This is a genomic window from Vitiosangium sp. GDMCC 1.1324 (assembly GCF_003044305.1).
GTDB lineage: Bacteria > Myxococcota > Myxococcia > Myxococcales > Myxococcaceae > Archangium.
This window is the reverse complement of the sequence record NZ_PZOX01000025.1, coordinates 94,412-109,547: the sequence shown is the minus strand read 5'-3', so window position 1 is coordinate 109,547 and position 15,136 is coordinate 94,412. Positions and strand designations below refer to the sequence as shown.

The 15,136-nt window shown below is 69.0% G+C and carries 9 protein-coding genes; 5 read left to right on the top strand and 4 right to left on the bottom strand.

The features are described 5' to 3' along the window. Positions 1 to 2: 2 nt before the first annotated feature. Positions 3 to 998 (bottom strand): 2-dehydropantoate 2-reductase, encoded by a 996-nt coding sequence (locus DAT35_RS47320; protein WP_108075949.1) that lies wholly within the window; start codon positions 996 to 998, stop codon positions 3 to 5. 175 nt (positions 999 to 1,173) lie between these two features. Between DAT35_RS47320 and DAT35_RS47315 the strand changes: the two genes are divergently transcribed. After that, positions 1,174 to 2,856 carry an isovaleryl-CoA dehydrogenase gene (locus DAT35_RS47315; protein WP_108075948.1) on the top strand — a complete coding sequence of 561 codons (1,683 nt, stop codon included), beginning with the start codon at positions 1,174 to 1,176 and terminating at the stop codon, positions 2,854 to 2,856. Between the two features lie 19 nt (positions 2,857 to 2,875). Continuing rightward, on the top strand, positions 2,876 to 3,403 hold the full coding sequence (locus tag DAT35_RS47310) for an alpha/beta hydrolase (RefSeq protein ID WP_108075947.1): 528 nt from the start codon (positions 2,876 to 2,878) through the stop codon (positions 3,401 to 3,403). A 9-nt stretch (positions 3,404 to 3,412) separates the two neighbouring features. Here the strand turns inward: DAT35_RS47310 and DAT35_RS47305 are convergent, their stop codons facing one another. Then, entirely contained in the window at positions 3,413 to 4,033 is a 621-nt protein-coding gene (locus DAT35_RS47305; protein ID WP_233262125.1) for an O-methyltransferase, read from the bottom strand. 57 nt (positions 4,034 to 4,090) lie between these two features. Between DAT35_RS47305 and DAT35_RS47300 the strand changes: the two genes are divergently transcribed. Both DAT35_RS47300 and DAT35_RS47295 read left to right on the top strand, forming a co-directional pair. Then, positions 4,091 to 4,810 (top strand): helix-turn-helix transcriptional regulator, encoded by a 720-nt coding sequence (locus tag DAT35_RS47300; RefSeq protein ID WP_108075945.1) that lies wholly within the window; start codon positions 4,091 to 4,093, stop codon positions 4,808 to 4,810. A gap of 145 nt (positions 4,811 to 4,955) precedes the next feature. After that, on the top strand, positions 4,956 to 6,086 hold the full coding sequence (locus DAT35_RS47295; RefSeq protein ID WP_146210168.1) for a hypothetical protein: 1,131 nt from the start codon (positions 4,956 to 4,958) through the stop codon (positions 6,084 to 6,086). A gap of 102 nt (positions 6,087 to 6,188) precedes the next feature. On the opposite strand, the gene DAT35_RS47290 is transcribed toward DAT35_RS47295, so the two are convergent. Further along, a complete protein-coding gene (locus tag DAT35_RS47290) occupies positions 6,189 to 7,529 on the bottom strand; it encodes a hypothetical protein (protein ID WP_108075943.1) in 1,341 nt (446 codons plus the stop codon). Further along, positions 7,526 to 9,760, bottom strand: a complete 2,235-nt coding sequence (locus tag DAT35_RS47285) for a hypothetical protein (protein ID WP_108075942.1) — start codon at positions 9,758 to 9,760, stop codon at positions 7,526 to 7,528. Before DAT35_RS47285 ends, DAT35_RS47290 begins: the two co-directional genes overlap by 4 nt. Positions 9,761 to 10,049: 289 nt before the next feature. Between DAT35_RS47285 and DAT35_RS47280 the strand changes: the two genes are divergently transcribed. Next, positions 10,050 to 15,119 carry a tetratricopeptide repeat protein gene (locus tag DAT35_RS47280; RefSeq protein WP_108075941.1) on the top strand — a complete coding sequence of 1,690 codons (5,070 nt, stop codon included), beginning with the start codon at positions 10,050 to 10,052 and terminating at the stop codon, positions 15,117 to 15,119. The last annotated feature ends 17 nt before the right edge of the window (positions 15,120 to 15,136 follow it).

Sequence of the window (15,136 nt, the reverse complement as noted above, 5' to 3'; positions counted from 1 at the left end):
AATCAGGCGCTGAGCACCTCGGCCGTGACGCGCGGCGAGCCTGTTCCGGCGGCTTCCGCGCGCTTCACCGCCTCCAGCACCTTGCGGTTGACCGGCGCGTCGCGGCCCAGCGAGCGCGCGAGCTCCACCACGGCGCCCTGAAGATGATCGACCTCGGTGGGCCGCCGTTTCTCGAGATCCTCCCACATGGAGGAGCGGGCCTCCGGATCGATCTTCACCACCGCCCCCGCCAGTAGCCGGAACACGGGGTCCGGCAGTGACAGGAGTCCCGGCAACAACCGCGGCAGCAACTTCCCCACCCGTGCGGGGACGATCCCAGCGGTGGCCAGCAGGGCCAGGGCCTCGCGCTGACTGGCGGCCAGCACGAGGCGCCAGCGCCTATCTCCGAGCTGCTGGCGGAGCGGAAGGCCCGACAGGGCATTCAGCGCGTTGTTGAGGTTCATCAGCAGCTTGCCCCAGGCGAGTCCGGCCATGTCGGGATGCTCGATCACCGCCAGGCCGGGCACCGAAAGCGCGGCCACCAGACCCGGCACACCCGCCTGGACCGTGAGACTCCCATCGGTCCCCCGGTGGAAACGCCCCTCTCCGCCATGCACCACGTTGAAGGGAACCATGCCCGCGACCACCCGCTGCTCCCGGGCGACGGCACGCAAACGGTCGGCGTTGCCAATCCCGTTCTGAAGGCTGACGACCACGGTCCCCGCCTTCGCATGACGGGCGATGGTCTCCCCCATCTCGGCCGTGGCACCGCTCTTGACGGTGACGAGAATCAATCCGGCCTCCGCCAGCACGGAAGGATCGTCCGTCACGGAGAGGCTCGCCGCGGACACGCGGCGGTCACCGCCATCGCGATCGGTCAGGGTCAGGCCGTGGGCCCGCAGCTCCGCCACCATTCGAGGCCGGGCGAGGAAGCGGACATCGCGGCCAGCCGCCGCCAGCAACCCACCCACGAAACAACCGATGCTCCCCGCGCCTGCCACGACAACAGGACCATCCATCCCGTTCCTCCTCGTGCCGTCCAATCCGTTCCGCCAGAGCGGCATCATATTTGATGATCTCGGGGTGGAGCGTGCGACACTGAGTGGACAACGAGCAGCTCCAGGAGTCACTCGCGGCATGGCCAGGAACGCGGGCGGGGTTAGCTCCCCAGGTCAACCTGATAGGAACACCTCCATGACTGAACACCACTCCGTCGCTGAAGGCTTCATCACCCACCAGGTCACGAACCAGGCCCCGCCACTCATCTATGACGCCTGGATGACCGACACGGTGTTGCGTGAAGCCGTGACGCGGGAAGGTGGCGCCTGGGCGGAAGCCGAGCTCGCGAAGTACGGCCCCCTCGTGGGCGGCGAGCTGATGCAGCTCGGGTTCGTGGCCAACGAGAACAAGCCGAAGCTCAGGCCCTTCGACCGGTACGGCAACCGCCTGGACGAGGTGGAGTTCCATCCCGCCTACCACCGCCTCATGGAGCTGGCCATCGCCCATGGGGTGCCGAACTTCGCCTGGCGCCACGAGGACAAACCCGGTGCACACGTGGCCCGCATGGCGCTGTTCTACCTGCACAACCAGGCCGATCAGGGCACGAGCTGCCCCCTGACCATGACGTACGCCAGCGTGCCCGCGCTGCGCCGCCAGCCGGAGATCGCCCGGGAGTGGATGCCACGCCTGAGCTCGGACACCTATGACCCGCGGTTCATCCCCGCGGCGCAGAAGCGGGGCGCCACCCTCGGCATGGGCATGACCGAGAAGCAAGGCGGCTCGGACGTGCGGACGAACACCACGCGTGCGCATCAGCTCGGGAGCCGGGGGCCCGGACAGCCCTATGCGCTCGTCGGCCACAAGTGGTTCTTCTCGGCACCGATGAGCGATGCGTTCCTGGTGCTCGCACAGGCCGAGGGCGGACTGTCGTGCTTCCTGTTGCCGCGCTTCACGCCGGACGGAGAGCGTAATGCCATCCGCGTCCAGCGCCTCAAGGACAAGCTCGGTGACTGGAGCAACGCCAGCTCCGAGGTCGAGTTCCAGGGCGCCACCGCCTGGATGGTGGGCGAGGAAGGCCGCGGCGTCGCCACCATTCTCGAGATGGTCGCCCTGACGCGTCAGGACTGCATGATCGGTTCGAGCGGACAGATGCGCCAGGCGCTCGTGCAGGCGATCCACCATACACGGCACCGCAAGGCGTTCAGCAAGCGGCTGATCGAGCACCCACTGATGCTCAATGTCCTCGCGGACCTGGCGCTCGAATCGGAGGCGCACCTCGCGCTCACGGCGCGCGTGGCCCGGGCCGTGGATGCGAGCCACCGGGATGCCCGGGAAGCAGCCTTTGGTCGTATCGCGACGGCCGTGGGCAAGTACTGGGTGTGCAAGCGCGCTCCCGCCTTCATCAACGAGGCGCAGGAGTGCCTCGGCGGTGTCGGCTACGTCGAGGAGTCGAACCTCGCGCGGCTGTACCGGCAGGCCCCGCTGAACTCCATCTGGGAAGGCAGCGGCAACATCCAGTGCCTCGACATGCTGCGCGCGGCCACTCGCGAGCCGGCCAGCCGCGACGCCCTGTTCGATGAGATCCTCGCCGCCCGGGGTGGGCATCCGGCGCTCGATGCCGAAGCCGCACGCCTGGCGAAGGAGTTCGACGACCTGAGCACGCTCGAGTCGCGCGCGCGGTTCATCGTCGAGCGCCTCGCGTTGGCACTGCAGGCCTCCATCCTGCTCCGCGCCGGCAACTCCCAGGTCGCGGACATCTTCTGCGAGTCGCGTCTGGCCGGGGCACATGGACAGACGTACGGCACGCTCCCGGCCCACGCGCCGATGCATGCGCTCATCCAGCGCGCCTTCGCGGATGGAGTCGAGACAGCACGGTAAGTGGTGGCATCATCGGGGCATGTCCGCCCCCCTGCTCATCGTTCCTGGCTACAACAACTCGGGTCCTCAACACTGGCAGAGCCACTGGGAGCGGCTCCTGCCAGGAGCGCTCCGGGTCCAGCAGCGCGACTGGGACCACCCGACGGTCGAGGAGTGGGTGGCCGCGCTCGATGCGGCGATCGCCACGTGTGGTGAGCCCCCCGTGCTGGTGACGCACTCGCTCGGGGGGAGCACCGTGGCACACTGGGCGATCCGCCATCGCCGGGCCATCCGGGGCGCGCTCCTGGTGGCGCCTCCGGACCTCGACAGCCCCGCCCTCCCCTCCGAGTGCCTCACCTTCACGCCCATCCCACGCCAGCCCCTGCCCTTCCGCTCCATCCTCATCGCCTCGCGGGACGACCCCTATGCCTCCTTCGAGCGCTCCGAACAGATGGCTCGCGACTGGGGAAGCCGGCTGGTGGACGCGGGCCCGACGGGACACATCAACTCCGCCTCCGGGCTGGGCGAGTGGCCCTGGGGTCAGGCGCTGCTGCGCGAACTGCTGTGAGGCTCGAGCTCAGGCCGTCCCCTTGAGGACCATGAGCTCGCCCTTCCCCACGGGAACCAGGACGTGCGCCGCGCCAGGCTCCTGGCGGATCCGTTCGAGCAGTGGCTCCATCTCCGCCGCGTGACTGACGGCGTTGTCCACGACGAGCAGGCCGTTGGGCCTCAGCCCGCGCCACAGGTCGGACCACCACGCCGCGTACGGCTTGCGGTCCGCGTCCAGGAAGATGAGGTCCCAGTGTCCGGCGGCGCCTCGCGCCAGCAGGACGCCCGCGTCACCGGTGTGCAGCTCCACCACGCGCTCTAGACCGGCCCGGCGGAGGTTGTGGGTCGCGAGCTCCGTCTTCCGGGCGTTCACGTCGATCGTCGTGACACGGCCCCCCACCGCCGCTGCCGCCGACGCGAGCCACACCGTGGAGTAACCATTCGAGGTGCCGACCTCCAGGATGTTCCGGGCGGCCATCGAGCGCACGAGGACCGCGAGGAACGCGCCCGTGTCCGGCGTGATGTTGAGCATCCTCGAGGCGCGATCCGTGGTGGTCGCGTCATTGTGCTCCCCGAATGTCTCGAGCTCTTCCAGCAGCTCGCGCAGGCCAGGTGGGTACGAGATGGACATGGCCGTGACATAGCTCACGTTCCGCTCGCGATGCTTCGGTGTTCATCGAAATGACGCGGCGGCTATAGTCCCCCCATGTCGATCGATCCGAACCCCGCGTTCCCCGCCGCTCGCCATGAGGTGGCACGGATTGGTGGCCTGCTGGGTGATTCGAGCCGGGCCGCCATCCTGCTGGCGCTCCTCGATGGAGATCCCCGCTCGGCGGGCGACCTCGCCAGGGCTGCCCGGGTCACCCCCCAGACCGCCAGCGCCCACCTGGCGAAGCTCGTCGAGGGCGGGCTGCTGGTCGTGAAGCAGGAAGGGCGCGACCGTCTCTTCCGCCTCGCCAGTGGCCGCGTGGCCGACACGCTCGTCGCCGTCGCGAGCCTCTCGCCCATGCCCGCCGTCACACGGCAGCGGCTGGCCCTCGAACCGGTCCGGCAGGCATTCCGCCGCGCGAGGATCTGTCACCACCACCTCGCCGGAAAGGTCGGGGTGGCGGTCACCGAGGCGTTGCTCCAACGCGGGCTCCTCCGGCGCCGCCAGCGGGGGTTCTCCCTCACGAGCGCTGGCCGGACCTGGATGGAGGCACTGGGCGTCGCCGTGCACGAGGCTCGCGAGAACCCGGGCGACTTCGCGGCCGCGTGCCCGGACTGGACCGAGGAGTGCTCACACCTGGGAGGCCGCGTTGGAGAGGCGCTCACCTCGCGGCTGCTCGAGCTGGGCTGGCTCGAGAAGGTACCGCGAGGCCGGACGCTGCGCCTGACGCCTCAGGGAGAGCGCGGCCTGGCCCGGGAGCTCGGCATCGCGCTGTGAGTCTCGGCCATTGATTTCTCAGACACTGAGATCCGTTGCGGTGACGACAAGCGGACTCGCGGCTCCACTCCGCACAGCACGGAGTGGCTTGAGGATGCCCACCGCGCTTGCTAGCACACCGAGCACCCCTCAACAGGAGCGGCACATGTTCGCGTCCAGTACGAAAGCCCCCAAGGTCCGTACGAATACCAACATCACCCCCAAGGTATCGACGGGTACTCCGACAACGTCTAACAAGGCATCGTCGGCAGCCAAGACCTCGTCGACGACCAAGACTTCGTCGACCTCGACCACCGCCGCTCCTGCCAGGAAGAATACGCTCGGCGAGCGTCTGCAAAAGGACACATTCTCCGCGGGGCCGTCCAAGAGCGGAGTGAACACCGCCAAGGTCCAAAGCCCCAAGCTGGAAGGTGGTGAGAAGAAGCAGCCCACCATCATGTTCACGCCTCGCGTGAATGCGGAGGGGAAGAAGCAGCGGCTCGACCCGAATGCGACGAAGCCCTACTCGCAGGGGGTTGCGCCGCCGTTCGGGCCCGACCGGGCCAGCAGCAAGCCCATGCCCGACGTGAATGTGAACGGCACCGCGTGCCTGGTACACGGCACCATGCCCGAATTCGTCGAAGGCGCCATCAAGGACGGTCACCTCGGCTCGGCCTACCGGCGTGAAGGCCCCACTGGCAATTACAGCCGCGATGCGGACAAACGTGGTGGCGGTGGGCTGGCGGTATACACCCGGGCCGTGGGGACGGAGCACACCAAATGGCAGGCCATGGGCTACGGCGTGGGCAGCAACGAAAACAAGGTGCAGCTCATCCTCAGCCCCGAGATTCTCAACAAACCCAACCACACCTGGCGTGCCTCCAGCACCGACAACATGGGCAAGGCGCCCGGCGTGCTCCCCGCTGACCTGGCCGACGTCAAGAACGGCAAGAAGGACGGCTGGGACCTGTGGGCGAAGCAGAGCGAGCGCGGCCGCAACCAGGCCTTCAACGAGACCGTGAAGGCGCAGCCCAAAGGCGGTTTCGCCGAGAACAACGAGCAGATGCACTGGGAGAAGATTCCCCTGCAGGACTCGCTCAAGGGCGCGGTGTGCACGTCCCAGTCGTCCTTCGACACGTTGATGAAGATCCCCGGCGCCACCCGGAAGAGCGACACCGAGGGCACCATCCCCATGGGGGAGAAACACGTCCCGGTCATCTTCGCCTCCAAGGACACCTCGCTGCTTGGCGCGCTCAAGAGAGCGGGCATCGCCAACGACAGCAACCAGGTGGGCTGAGCCGCCGGGGTTGGCCGCGGCCCGGGGACCGAGGATCGCTCGCACCTGGGAGACTGCGTCGGAGAAGCCCCCCCCTGACCTCACGGCTGCTCGAGTCCTTCTTCAACCCCGCTGCCGCTCGGCCACGCGGTAGAGCTGGGTGAGGGAATAATCAAGCAGAGACTGGCGCGAGCGCATGTAGCGCCAGGCTCGGGCAAAGGGCAACCAGACGCGGTTGCCCACGAGCACCTGTGCCTCCTCGAGTTTCTGGCGTGGAATCCACTTGCCGCCCAGGTTGCGCACCAGCACTTCGCCCAGGTACGCGCCAATGGCGGGCACGGCTCGCTCCTCAATGGCTTCTCGCAGGCGGCTCGTCGGGAACTCCTCGCGCCAGAAGTAGAAGTCGGCATCCGTGAGCGACTCGGGCGTCGCCTCGAAGACGGAGGGCACCTCGGTGTGCAGCAGCGCCACGAGGTGCTCGGCGAGAGTGCTGTAATGCTCGCGAGCTCGTTCCTGGTTCTCGACGTCCGGAGGGAGGGCGGAGTCGGCGGGGCGCCACTCCTCGGGCTCGGGCGGCTGCCAGACGTTGAGCTCGGCAATCTTCCGCTGGCGCGCGTGGCTGGCGACACGGTCCACCACACGCGAGAGAAGAGGCGCTACGTCCGGGTGGAAGCGAGGCTCGGCGGGGGCCAGCATGGCACTGCGCTCGCGCAGGGTGCGCAGCACGTTGTCGTAGTCCAGGTCCGGACGCAGGTGGACGTGCGCGCGGGCCTGGGCAATACGCGCCTCCTCGCTGGCGAAGTCGGCAGCCGTGGGCCAGGTCACCAGAAGAACGGAGCCGTTGGGCAACTCCTCCACCCGGTGGGCCGGAGTGGACAGCATGCGCTCGCGGCCGACGGCGGCCACCAGTTTCGGGCCGAAGACGTTGAGCCAGAAGACTTCATAGATTTTGTCGAAACCGTCTCGAATGGAGGTCTGCTGATCGCGGCCGAAATCGGGAGCGCCCGCCAATGCTCTGTCGTCGGTACTGTGGGCCATGGCATAGGTAACCGGGTAGCGGGAGGCCCAGGCACGCATCATCTCGACGAATTTCTGGCAGCGCTCCGCCTCCGCGAAGGAGGAGAGCGGTTTCGCTTTGACTGTGAGGCTCAGCTCAGGCGGAAGAGGTGGAAGTGAATGCCAGAGCGACATGTCCAATACGGGCCACTTCGTTCGATAGAGCCCGATGGACGTGGTTCTTTCGCCACGCGCCTCCTCCAGGGACTTCCAGACGGCGGCGCGGGAGTATTTACGTTGTCGTTTGCCTTTGACGACGTCCGGCATCCACCCATCGGCGTACTCCTCCAGCGACTGAAGAAGGGGCTCCAACTCGCGCTCCCGTGCTGCCTGTGGATTGAATGCACCGTCGAAAATAAGCTTGAGGCTGTCCTCCGGCTTCACGCCGTAAAATTCCAGCACCTTCATTGGAACAGCACCTCCACTCCCGGAACCTCTCTCTTGGTTTCGCTCACGGCTCTATTCAAATCGTCAATATCCGTGGGCTTGAGCGCGTCCCCCTCGTAGACGAGGCGGACCCGCTGGACGGACACCCTGCTGCCCTCTGGGAGAAGGGGCTGGAGGGAGTCCCGGCGGATGTCCAGCGTCTCGCCGTACTTTTGTAGCGCTTCCCTCGCGTCCGCAATCATCTGTGCTTCGAGCGCCTGCTCTCCCAATCCAGACAGATCGCGGCTCTTGAAGCTGAACGTCTCCACGCGCCGTGGCCGCCCGCCGAGTTCGCCCTCTTCGATGACGAGCACATCCGCGTAGCGCAGGCCAGGGCCCAGCTTCCTCACGCCCACCTGCGTTTCAACGCGGGGCCTGTCGAAGTCCCCGAGGAAGTGGCGCTCGGCCCGAGGCTTCTTCGCGTCCTCTCGCAGCAGATTCACCATGTCGCGCTCGAAGGCCAGCCCCCGGGCAAACCACGCACGCATCCGCTCGTAGTGCTCCCACTTGAGGGGGCCCTCCGCGGCCGTGCCCTTTTCCACTTCGCCCAGGCGCCTCTCGTAGTAGTCCACGTACTCGCGCCAGCGCGGATTGCCCCGGGCCTCGGGCGGCGGGGCATCAAGGGAGGGGCGGTACTTCTCCAGCACGCCCACGTTCTTGGGCAGGCGCGGTCCCGTGAACTCGAGCTCCACTGCCGCGAGCCTGGCCTCCACCACCTCCAGCGTGTGGCCGACCTCCTCATCCACCAGCGAGGCCAGGGTGCCCCGCCGGTCCACGCCCCGCGCCTCGGTGGAGGAGGGGCGTGAGGCTTCGTCCGCCACGGCGACGGCTTCTCCGGCTCCTGACCCCGCACTGCTCTTCGCTTGCGGGGAGCCCATGGCCCCGGACCTGGCCTTGGACATCAGCGGCCGTGCCTTGGCCACATCGCCCCGCGCCTCTCGCAGGGCCAGGGCGGCGTCCACTCCTCCTGCGGCCACGAAACGGCCCGCTTCCCGGCTGGCTTGTATGTCCCGGGCCAACTCCCGCAGGCCGTCCACACCCAGCTTCGCCTCCAACTGCCGCGCCGTCTCCTTGAGGGCCCGCAGCCGCAGCTCCATCGCCTCGAGTCCGGTGAGCAGGTGCAGCCCCATCCCCGATGCGCCTCGAGCCTCGGAGAGGTAGCGCATGCCCTTGCCACCCGCGTAGAGAGCCACCAACAGCGCCGCTGGCGCCAGCTCGCGCGTGGCCTGCTCGTACTTGCCCTGCGTCAGCGAGTACGCCCCATGGCCCGTACTGGCCAGCAGCCCGTAGAAGCCCAGCGGCACGCCGAAGGTGAGGTGGTCGAAGCTGCCCAGCAACACGTTGCCCGATGAGAAGTGCTGCTCCGCCCATCTCATCTCCGCCTCGTGGAGAGCCTTCTGGTAGCTCGGCGGCAGCTGGCCTTGGAGGGTGGAGAAGGCGAAGGCCGCCGCGTCACCGCTCATCGGAGCGCTGGAGAGCGCGTCCCTGCCAGCTCGGGCAAGGCCTCGGCCCACGTCCCGCCCTTCGAAGTCCCGGTCCCGGCGGGCGGTGGGTTTCAGGCCCCGCTTCTCCAGCGCCGTCTGGAATGCGGGCAGCAACTCGAGTGTTTCCTCCAGCCGCTTGTCCTGGGCGAGGAAGAAGAGAATCTCCCTCAAGTCATCGTCATGGGCCGAGTCGACGATGTAGAGGGCGAGCACCCCGGCTCGAACGGCGCCATAGTGCTCGGTGGCATCCATGAGGAGGGATGTGCGCTTGCGGTTGAGAATGCTGGCGACATCCTCGCGCAGTGTGCCCTGGGCACCGAGTCGCACGGCACGCCAGTCGTCCAATGCCTCCACCAAGCGAAGCATGTCCACGCGATCCTGCAGCGCGAGAAATTCCGCGGGCGAGGTGCACGTGAGGAAGGGGGCGAGGAGTGCTTCCCTGTCGCCGGAGGAGAAGTCGGGCCAGCCCGGGGGCACGGCTACTCCTCCGCAGGAGGGTGAGCCCTGGGTGGCAGTCGCCCCGCCCATTCCCCGGGCGCTGACAGCGGAAGAAGAAGGCGTCTGGAGTGGAAGCGCACCGGCCGCCGTCTCGCGCAACACCGCCATGGAGCGCGAACCCTGGGAGCCGCTCCCGCCGGATTGTGTCGCCAGCGTGACGCAACCCGTGGTGAGCAGCGTGATTCCCAGCAGGAGCGCCGCCCGGCTGAGCACCAGGGCCTCAGCGCGCATGGTCCACCCGGAACCCCACGCTGGATCTCCACCCCGAAGCTCTCAGCACGACTCCATCCGGGATGGGAGCCGCCTCTGGAATCGGATGGACGGCGATGGCGAGGTCATTCGGCCGGAGAGTACCAGCGCAAGGCGCTGAATCGGGGCTCCCGCCCGCCCGGCAAGCGGCCATACAACGGACAAAATTCCAAGGAAGTCGGGAACTTGAGGGACCTCGGAGCACATGGTACGACCGCCGGCAGGCCTGCTTTCCTGGCCTCGATTCCCCCCTCACGGAGCCGGCTTTCCCATGAGCGAGCGCAACGATCAGCCGAGGATGCCCTCCTCGACCTCTCCCGGTGTACCCGTGCCCTCCGTCACGTTGGGAGGCTCCCCCATCCGCCCGGGCGCCACGGAGACCCTCGCCTCCACCCTCTCCACGGTTCCTCCCGCCTCCAGCCCCGAGCAGGAGGCCCGTGAGCGCATCACCACCCTGGAGCGCGAGGCCCGCGCCCTCGGCACCGAGCCCCAGGCCGCCCTCCTCTTCCACGAGATGGGCCGTCTCTGGGAGGACCCCCTCAAGAACCCGCGCAACGCCGCCATGGCCTACAACCAGGCCTACCGGCTCGCGCCCCGCTTCCTCGCCAACATCCGCGCCGCGCGCCGTCTCTTCGCCGACGTGGGCAACTGGCAGATGGCCGTCCAGCTCCTCGAGGCCGAGCTCAACGCCACCGAGGCCCCCTCTCGCGCCGCCCTCCTCTTCGAAAAGGGCACCCTGCTCGAGGAGCGCCTGTCTCGCGAGGAGGACGCCACCGCCGCCTTCCGCCAGTGTCTGGAGCTCAAGCCCCAGGACATCGCGCTCCTCACCCAGCTCGAGGCCATCTTCGCCACGCGCAACGACTACGCCTCGCTCGTCGAGGTGTACCGCCTGCTGGCCACCACGCTCGAGGCGCCCGCGCTGCGCGCCCACTACCTCACCGCCGCGGGCCTCGTGCTCGACGAGCGTCTCAAGCGTCCCGACCAGTCCGCCGCCTGTTTCCGCGACGCCTTCGCGCTGGACCGCGAGGATCTACTCCTGCTCAACGCCCTCAAGCGCGTGGCCGTGCGCGAGGGCCGTGCCGAGGAGCTCCTCGAGGTCCTCACCGCCGAGGCCGAAGTGCTCGGGCCCCAGGGCGCTCCCGCCTGGCTCCAGCTCAGCAAGATGTATGAGCGGCTCGGGCGCAAGGAGGAGGCGCTGGCCGCCCTGCTCGATGCCCGCCGCGTGAGCCCCCACGAGCCCCTCATCCTCTCCGCGCTCGCCAACATCTACGAGACCCGCCAGCGCTTCGAGGAGCTCGCGGACGTGCTGCTCGCCTGGGTGGGCTGCATCAACGACGAGAGCGAGCTGGTGGCCATCAACCTGCGCCTCGCCGCGCTCTACGAGGAGGATCTCAAGCGCGACGCGGACGCCATCGCCCGCTATCAGGCCATCATCGCGCGCATCCCCGGCCACGTCGCCGCGCTCGCCGGCCTGGGCAAGCTCTTCTACCGCATGCAGAACTGGGAGGGCCTCGTCTCCGTCTTCGACGCCGAGAGCGCCGCCGCCCAGGATCCCAAGGAGAAGGCCGCGCGCATGTTCAAGGCGGCCGAGGTGCTCGAGGAGCGGCTCGGACGGCAGGAGGAGGCCATCCAGCGCTACAACACCTGCCTCCAGCTCCAGCCGGGCTACCTCCCCTCGCAGAAGGCCCTCACCCGCCTCTACGAGCGCCAGAGCCGCTTCGCCGAGCTCGTGGCCATGTACGAGCAGGATCTGCTCCAGACGCAGGACCGCGATCAGATCATCACCACGCTCAACAAGGTGTCCCTCATCTACGAGGAGCGCCTGAGCGACCTGGACCACGCCATCGAGTGCATGCGGCGCATCCTCGATCTGGCGTCGGACCACCTGCCCACCATCCGCAACCTGTCGCGGCTGCTCGAGCGCGCCGGCCGCTTCCAGGAGCTCATCCGCAACCAGGATCTGGAGGCCTCGCTGGTGGGTGACACCAAGCAGGTGCTCTCGCTCTACCACCGCAACGCCGAGATCCTGGACGAGTACCTGAAGGACCGCGCGGGTGCCATCGCCGCCTACGAGCGCGTGCTCACGCTCACGCCCTCGTACCTGCCCGCGCTCAAGGCCCTGGGCCGGCTGTACGCGCAGGAGAGCAAGTGGGAGCAGCTCATCCGCATGTACCGGGCCGAGGCGGAGTTCTCCCCCAACCCCGAGGCCGCCGCGGCGCTCATCTACAAGATTGGCGAGCTGTGTGAGCACCGGCTCAAGGACGAGCACCAGGCCGTGGCCTCCTTCCAGGAAGTCCTGACGCTGGCGCCGAGCCACTTCTCGGCGCTGCGCGCGCTGGCGCGGCTCTACAAGTCGCAGGGCGCGTGGGAGAGCCTCATCGAGGTGCTGCGCGCCGAGGCCGCCAACCGGACGGATCCCCTGGAGCGCGCCAACGCCATCTACCAGGCGGCCACCATCTGGGAGGATCAGCTCAAGCGGCCGGACATGGCCATCGAGGTGTTCCAGGAGGTGCTGCGGCTGGCGCCGGGCCACACGGCCACGCTGCGCGCCCTGGAGCGGCTGTACCTGGCCGACGAGGACGTGAAGCAGTTGGTGGCCCTGCTGGACCGCGAGACGCAGATGGGCCAGACGGCGGGCGCCAAGGTGGCCGCGTACGTGAAGCTGGCGCGGCTGTACCTGGACCACTTCCAGGAGCCCGCTCGCGCGGCCCAGTGCTGCGAGGCGGTGCTCGCGCTGGAGCCCCAGCACCTGGTGGCCCTCAAGACGCTGGAGCGCATCCGCTCGGGGGACCGGGCGCGCCGGGGCGAGCTGCGCCTGCGTCTGGCCGAGCTGGTGAAGGACGGGCGGCTGGGCACCGCGCTGCGGGTGAACGCCGCCACCGACCTGGACAAGGGCGCCGACGTGGAGGCCCTGCGGCGCGCCGTGGCGGAGAACCCGCGCGACGTGCGGCTCGCGTTCGCCCTGGAGCGCGCCCTGCGCCAGACGGGCGACGCGGTGGCGCTGTCCGAGCTCTACATGCGCCGCCTCCAGGTGGTGTCGGACGAATTGGAGCGCGTGGAGCTGCTGCTGCGCTGCGCCGAGCTGGACGAGTCGCGGCTGAACAACTCCACCCGCGCCGAGCAGGCCTACCGCGCGGCGTTGCAGCTCCAGCCCCAGTGTCTGCCCGCGATGCAGGGCCTGCGCCGCGTGCTGGCCCGCCGGGGAGACACCGCCTCGGCCCGGACGCTGCTGGAGAGCGAGGCCCGCGCCAGCAAGGATCCCCGCAGCGCCATCGACGCCTTCATCGCCGCGGCGCGGCTCGCAGCGGGTCCGCTGCAGGACTCGGAGGGAGCCATCGCCCTGTATCGCCAGGCGCTGGAGAAGGATCCGCTCGACGCCACGGCCACCGCGGGACTGGAGGATCTGCTGGCCTCGCGCGGTGGCGCGGCGGACCTCGCGGTGCTGCAGGAGCGGCGCGGCGAGGCCCGGCTGGCCCAGCGTGATTCGAACTCGGCCGCGGGCGCCTTCTTCGGCGCGGCGAAGACGTACCTCTCCGCGCTGGGCAACCGGGCCCGCGCCCAGGAGCTGCTCGCGCGCACCCTGTCCCTCCAGCCGGCCAACACCGAGGCCCTGGAGCTGCACGCGAACCTGCTGCTGGAAGATGGCCGCCACGCCGATGCCGCCGCGGCGTTCGCCCAGCGCATCCAGCTCGGGGGCGAGCCGGCCCACCTGGCGAAGCTGCACCTCACGCTGGGCGCGCTGTACCAGGACCACCTGTCCGAGCCGAGCCGCGCCGCGACCCACCTGCACGCCGCCCGCGAGGCCCTGCCGCACAACACCGAGGTGTTGGAGCGCATGGCCAGCCTCTTCCAGCAGGTGCGCAACTGGGCGGGCGCGGTGGAGTGCCTGCGGCGGCTGCTCGAGCAGGACCTCCCCGTCCCCGAGCGCGCCCGGCACACCGTGACGCTGGCGCAGCTCCACGAGCAGGGGCTCGGGGACGGTGCCTCCGCCTCCACGCTGTACCGCCAGGCGCTGGAGCTCACCCCGGGTGACGCGACCCTGGTGGATCGGCTGGTGGGCCTCTACGAGCGCGCCGGCAACCTGCCGGAGCTGGCGCAGATGCTGGAGACCCAGGCGGCCCAGGCCTGGTCCGCCGGGGACGCGAAGCGTGCGGCCTCGCTGCGCGTGAAGGTGGCGGACCTGTACGCCGGCCCCCTGGAGGATCCCAACCGGGCGGTGACGCTGTACCGGCAGATCGTCGATGGGGACTCGGCCAACGTCCCGGCGCGCTCGGCCCTGGCGAACCTGTACATGCGTGACGCGGCGGCCTCCCAGCTCGCCATCGAGGAGCACCGGCAGCTCTTGCGGCTGGAGCCCTCGCGGGTGGAGAGCCTGCACGCGCTCTTCCGGCTGTGGGAGGGCCTCAAGCAGAACGACAAGGCCTTCTGCGCGGCGGCGGTGCTCCAGTTCCTGCGCTCGGCCAACGAAGTGGAGATGGCCTTCTACACGGAGATGCGCTCCCGGCTGCCCATGGAGACGCAGGAGCGGCTGAGCGTGGCGGACGTGGACGCGGGGCTCATGTACCCCACGTCGCGCGGGCCCCTCGTCGAGGTGCTGCGGGCCGTGGGCGATCAGCTCAGCAAGCTGCACCCGCCGCAGTTCGAGCTGCTCGGGGTGGATCGGAAGACGGACAAGCTCAAGCCGGACCATGCCGTGTTCAAGGCCCTGCGCTCCGTGGCGCAGGTGTTCGGCGTGGAGGAGTTCGAGGTGTACCAGGCCCGCCGCGGGCTCATCGGTCTGGAGACCACCGAGCCCCTGTCGGTGTGCGTGGGCCAGGACGTGGTGCGCCGCTTCAACATCCGCGAGCAGAAGTTCCTCTTCGGCCGCGCGGTGATGGGCCTGCTCAACAAGACGGCGGTGCTCACCAAGCTGTCCCGCGGCGAGACGGTCGATCTGTTCGGCAACTCGGTGCGCATCTACGCCCCGCAGTTCACGGCGCTGGGACGCAACAACGAGGAGCTGGTGAAGCAGTACCGCCGGGCCTACTCGCGCAAGGCGCTCAAGGCGCTGGAGCCGGCCGCCCTGGAGCTGGGTCCCCAGTCCAAGGTGGAACTGGAGCCCGTGCTGGAGGGCCTCTCCTACTCGGCGGACCGGGCCGGCATGCTGATGTGCGGCGACGTGTCGGTGGGCCTCACCATGGTGCTGCGCGAGGATCCCAACTTCGCCACCGCCCGCGTGGACCAGGCCGAGCCCCTGATCCAGGCCCTGCGCGAGCGCGCCGATCTGCAGCAGGTCCTCTCCTACATCCTCACCGACGACTTCATGCGCCTGCGCCAGCGGCTCGGTCTGTCGGTTCCGTGACAGGAGCCGGGGTGGGA

Bases quoted from the DNA above. Each gene is read 5' to 3' on its own strand.
- DAT35_RS47320 (WP_108075949.1), bottom strand. From the start codon at position 998: ATGGATGGTCCTGTTGTCGTGGCAGGCGCGGGGAGCATCGGTTGTTTC.
- DAT35_RS47315 (WP_108075948.1), top strand. From the start codon at position 1,174: ATGACTGAACACCACTCCGTCGCTGAAGGCTTCATCACCCACCAGGTC.
- DAT35_RS47310 (WP_108075947.1), top strand. From the start codon at position 2,876: ATGTCCGCCCCCCTGCTCATCGTTCCTGGCTACAACAACTCGGGTCCT.
- DAT35_RS47300 (WP_108075945.1), top strand. From the start codon at position 4,091: ATGTCGATCGATCCGAACCCCGCGTTCCCCGCCGCTCGCCATGAGGTG.
- DAT35_RS47295 (WP_146210168.1), top strand. From the start codon at position 4,956: ATGTTCGCGTCCAGTACGAAAGCCCCCAAGGTCCGTACGAATACCAAC.
- DAT35_RS47290 (WP_108075943.1), bottom strand. From the start codon at position 7,529: ATGAAGGTGCTGGAATTTTACGGCGTGAAGCCGGAGGACAGCCTCAAG.
- DAT35_RS47285 (WP_108075942.1), bottom strand. From the start codon at position 9,760: ATGCGCGCTGAGGCCCTGGTGCTCAGCCGGGCGGCGCTCCTGCTGGGA.
- DAT35_RS47280 (WP_108075941.1), top strand. From the start codon at position 10,050: ATGAGCGAGCGCAACGATCAGCCGAGGATGCCCTCCTCGACCTCTCCC.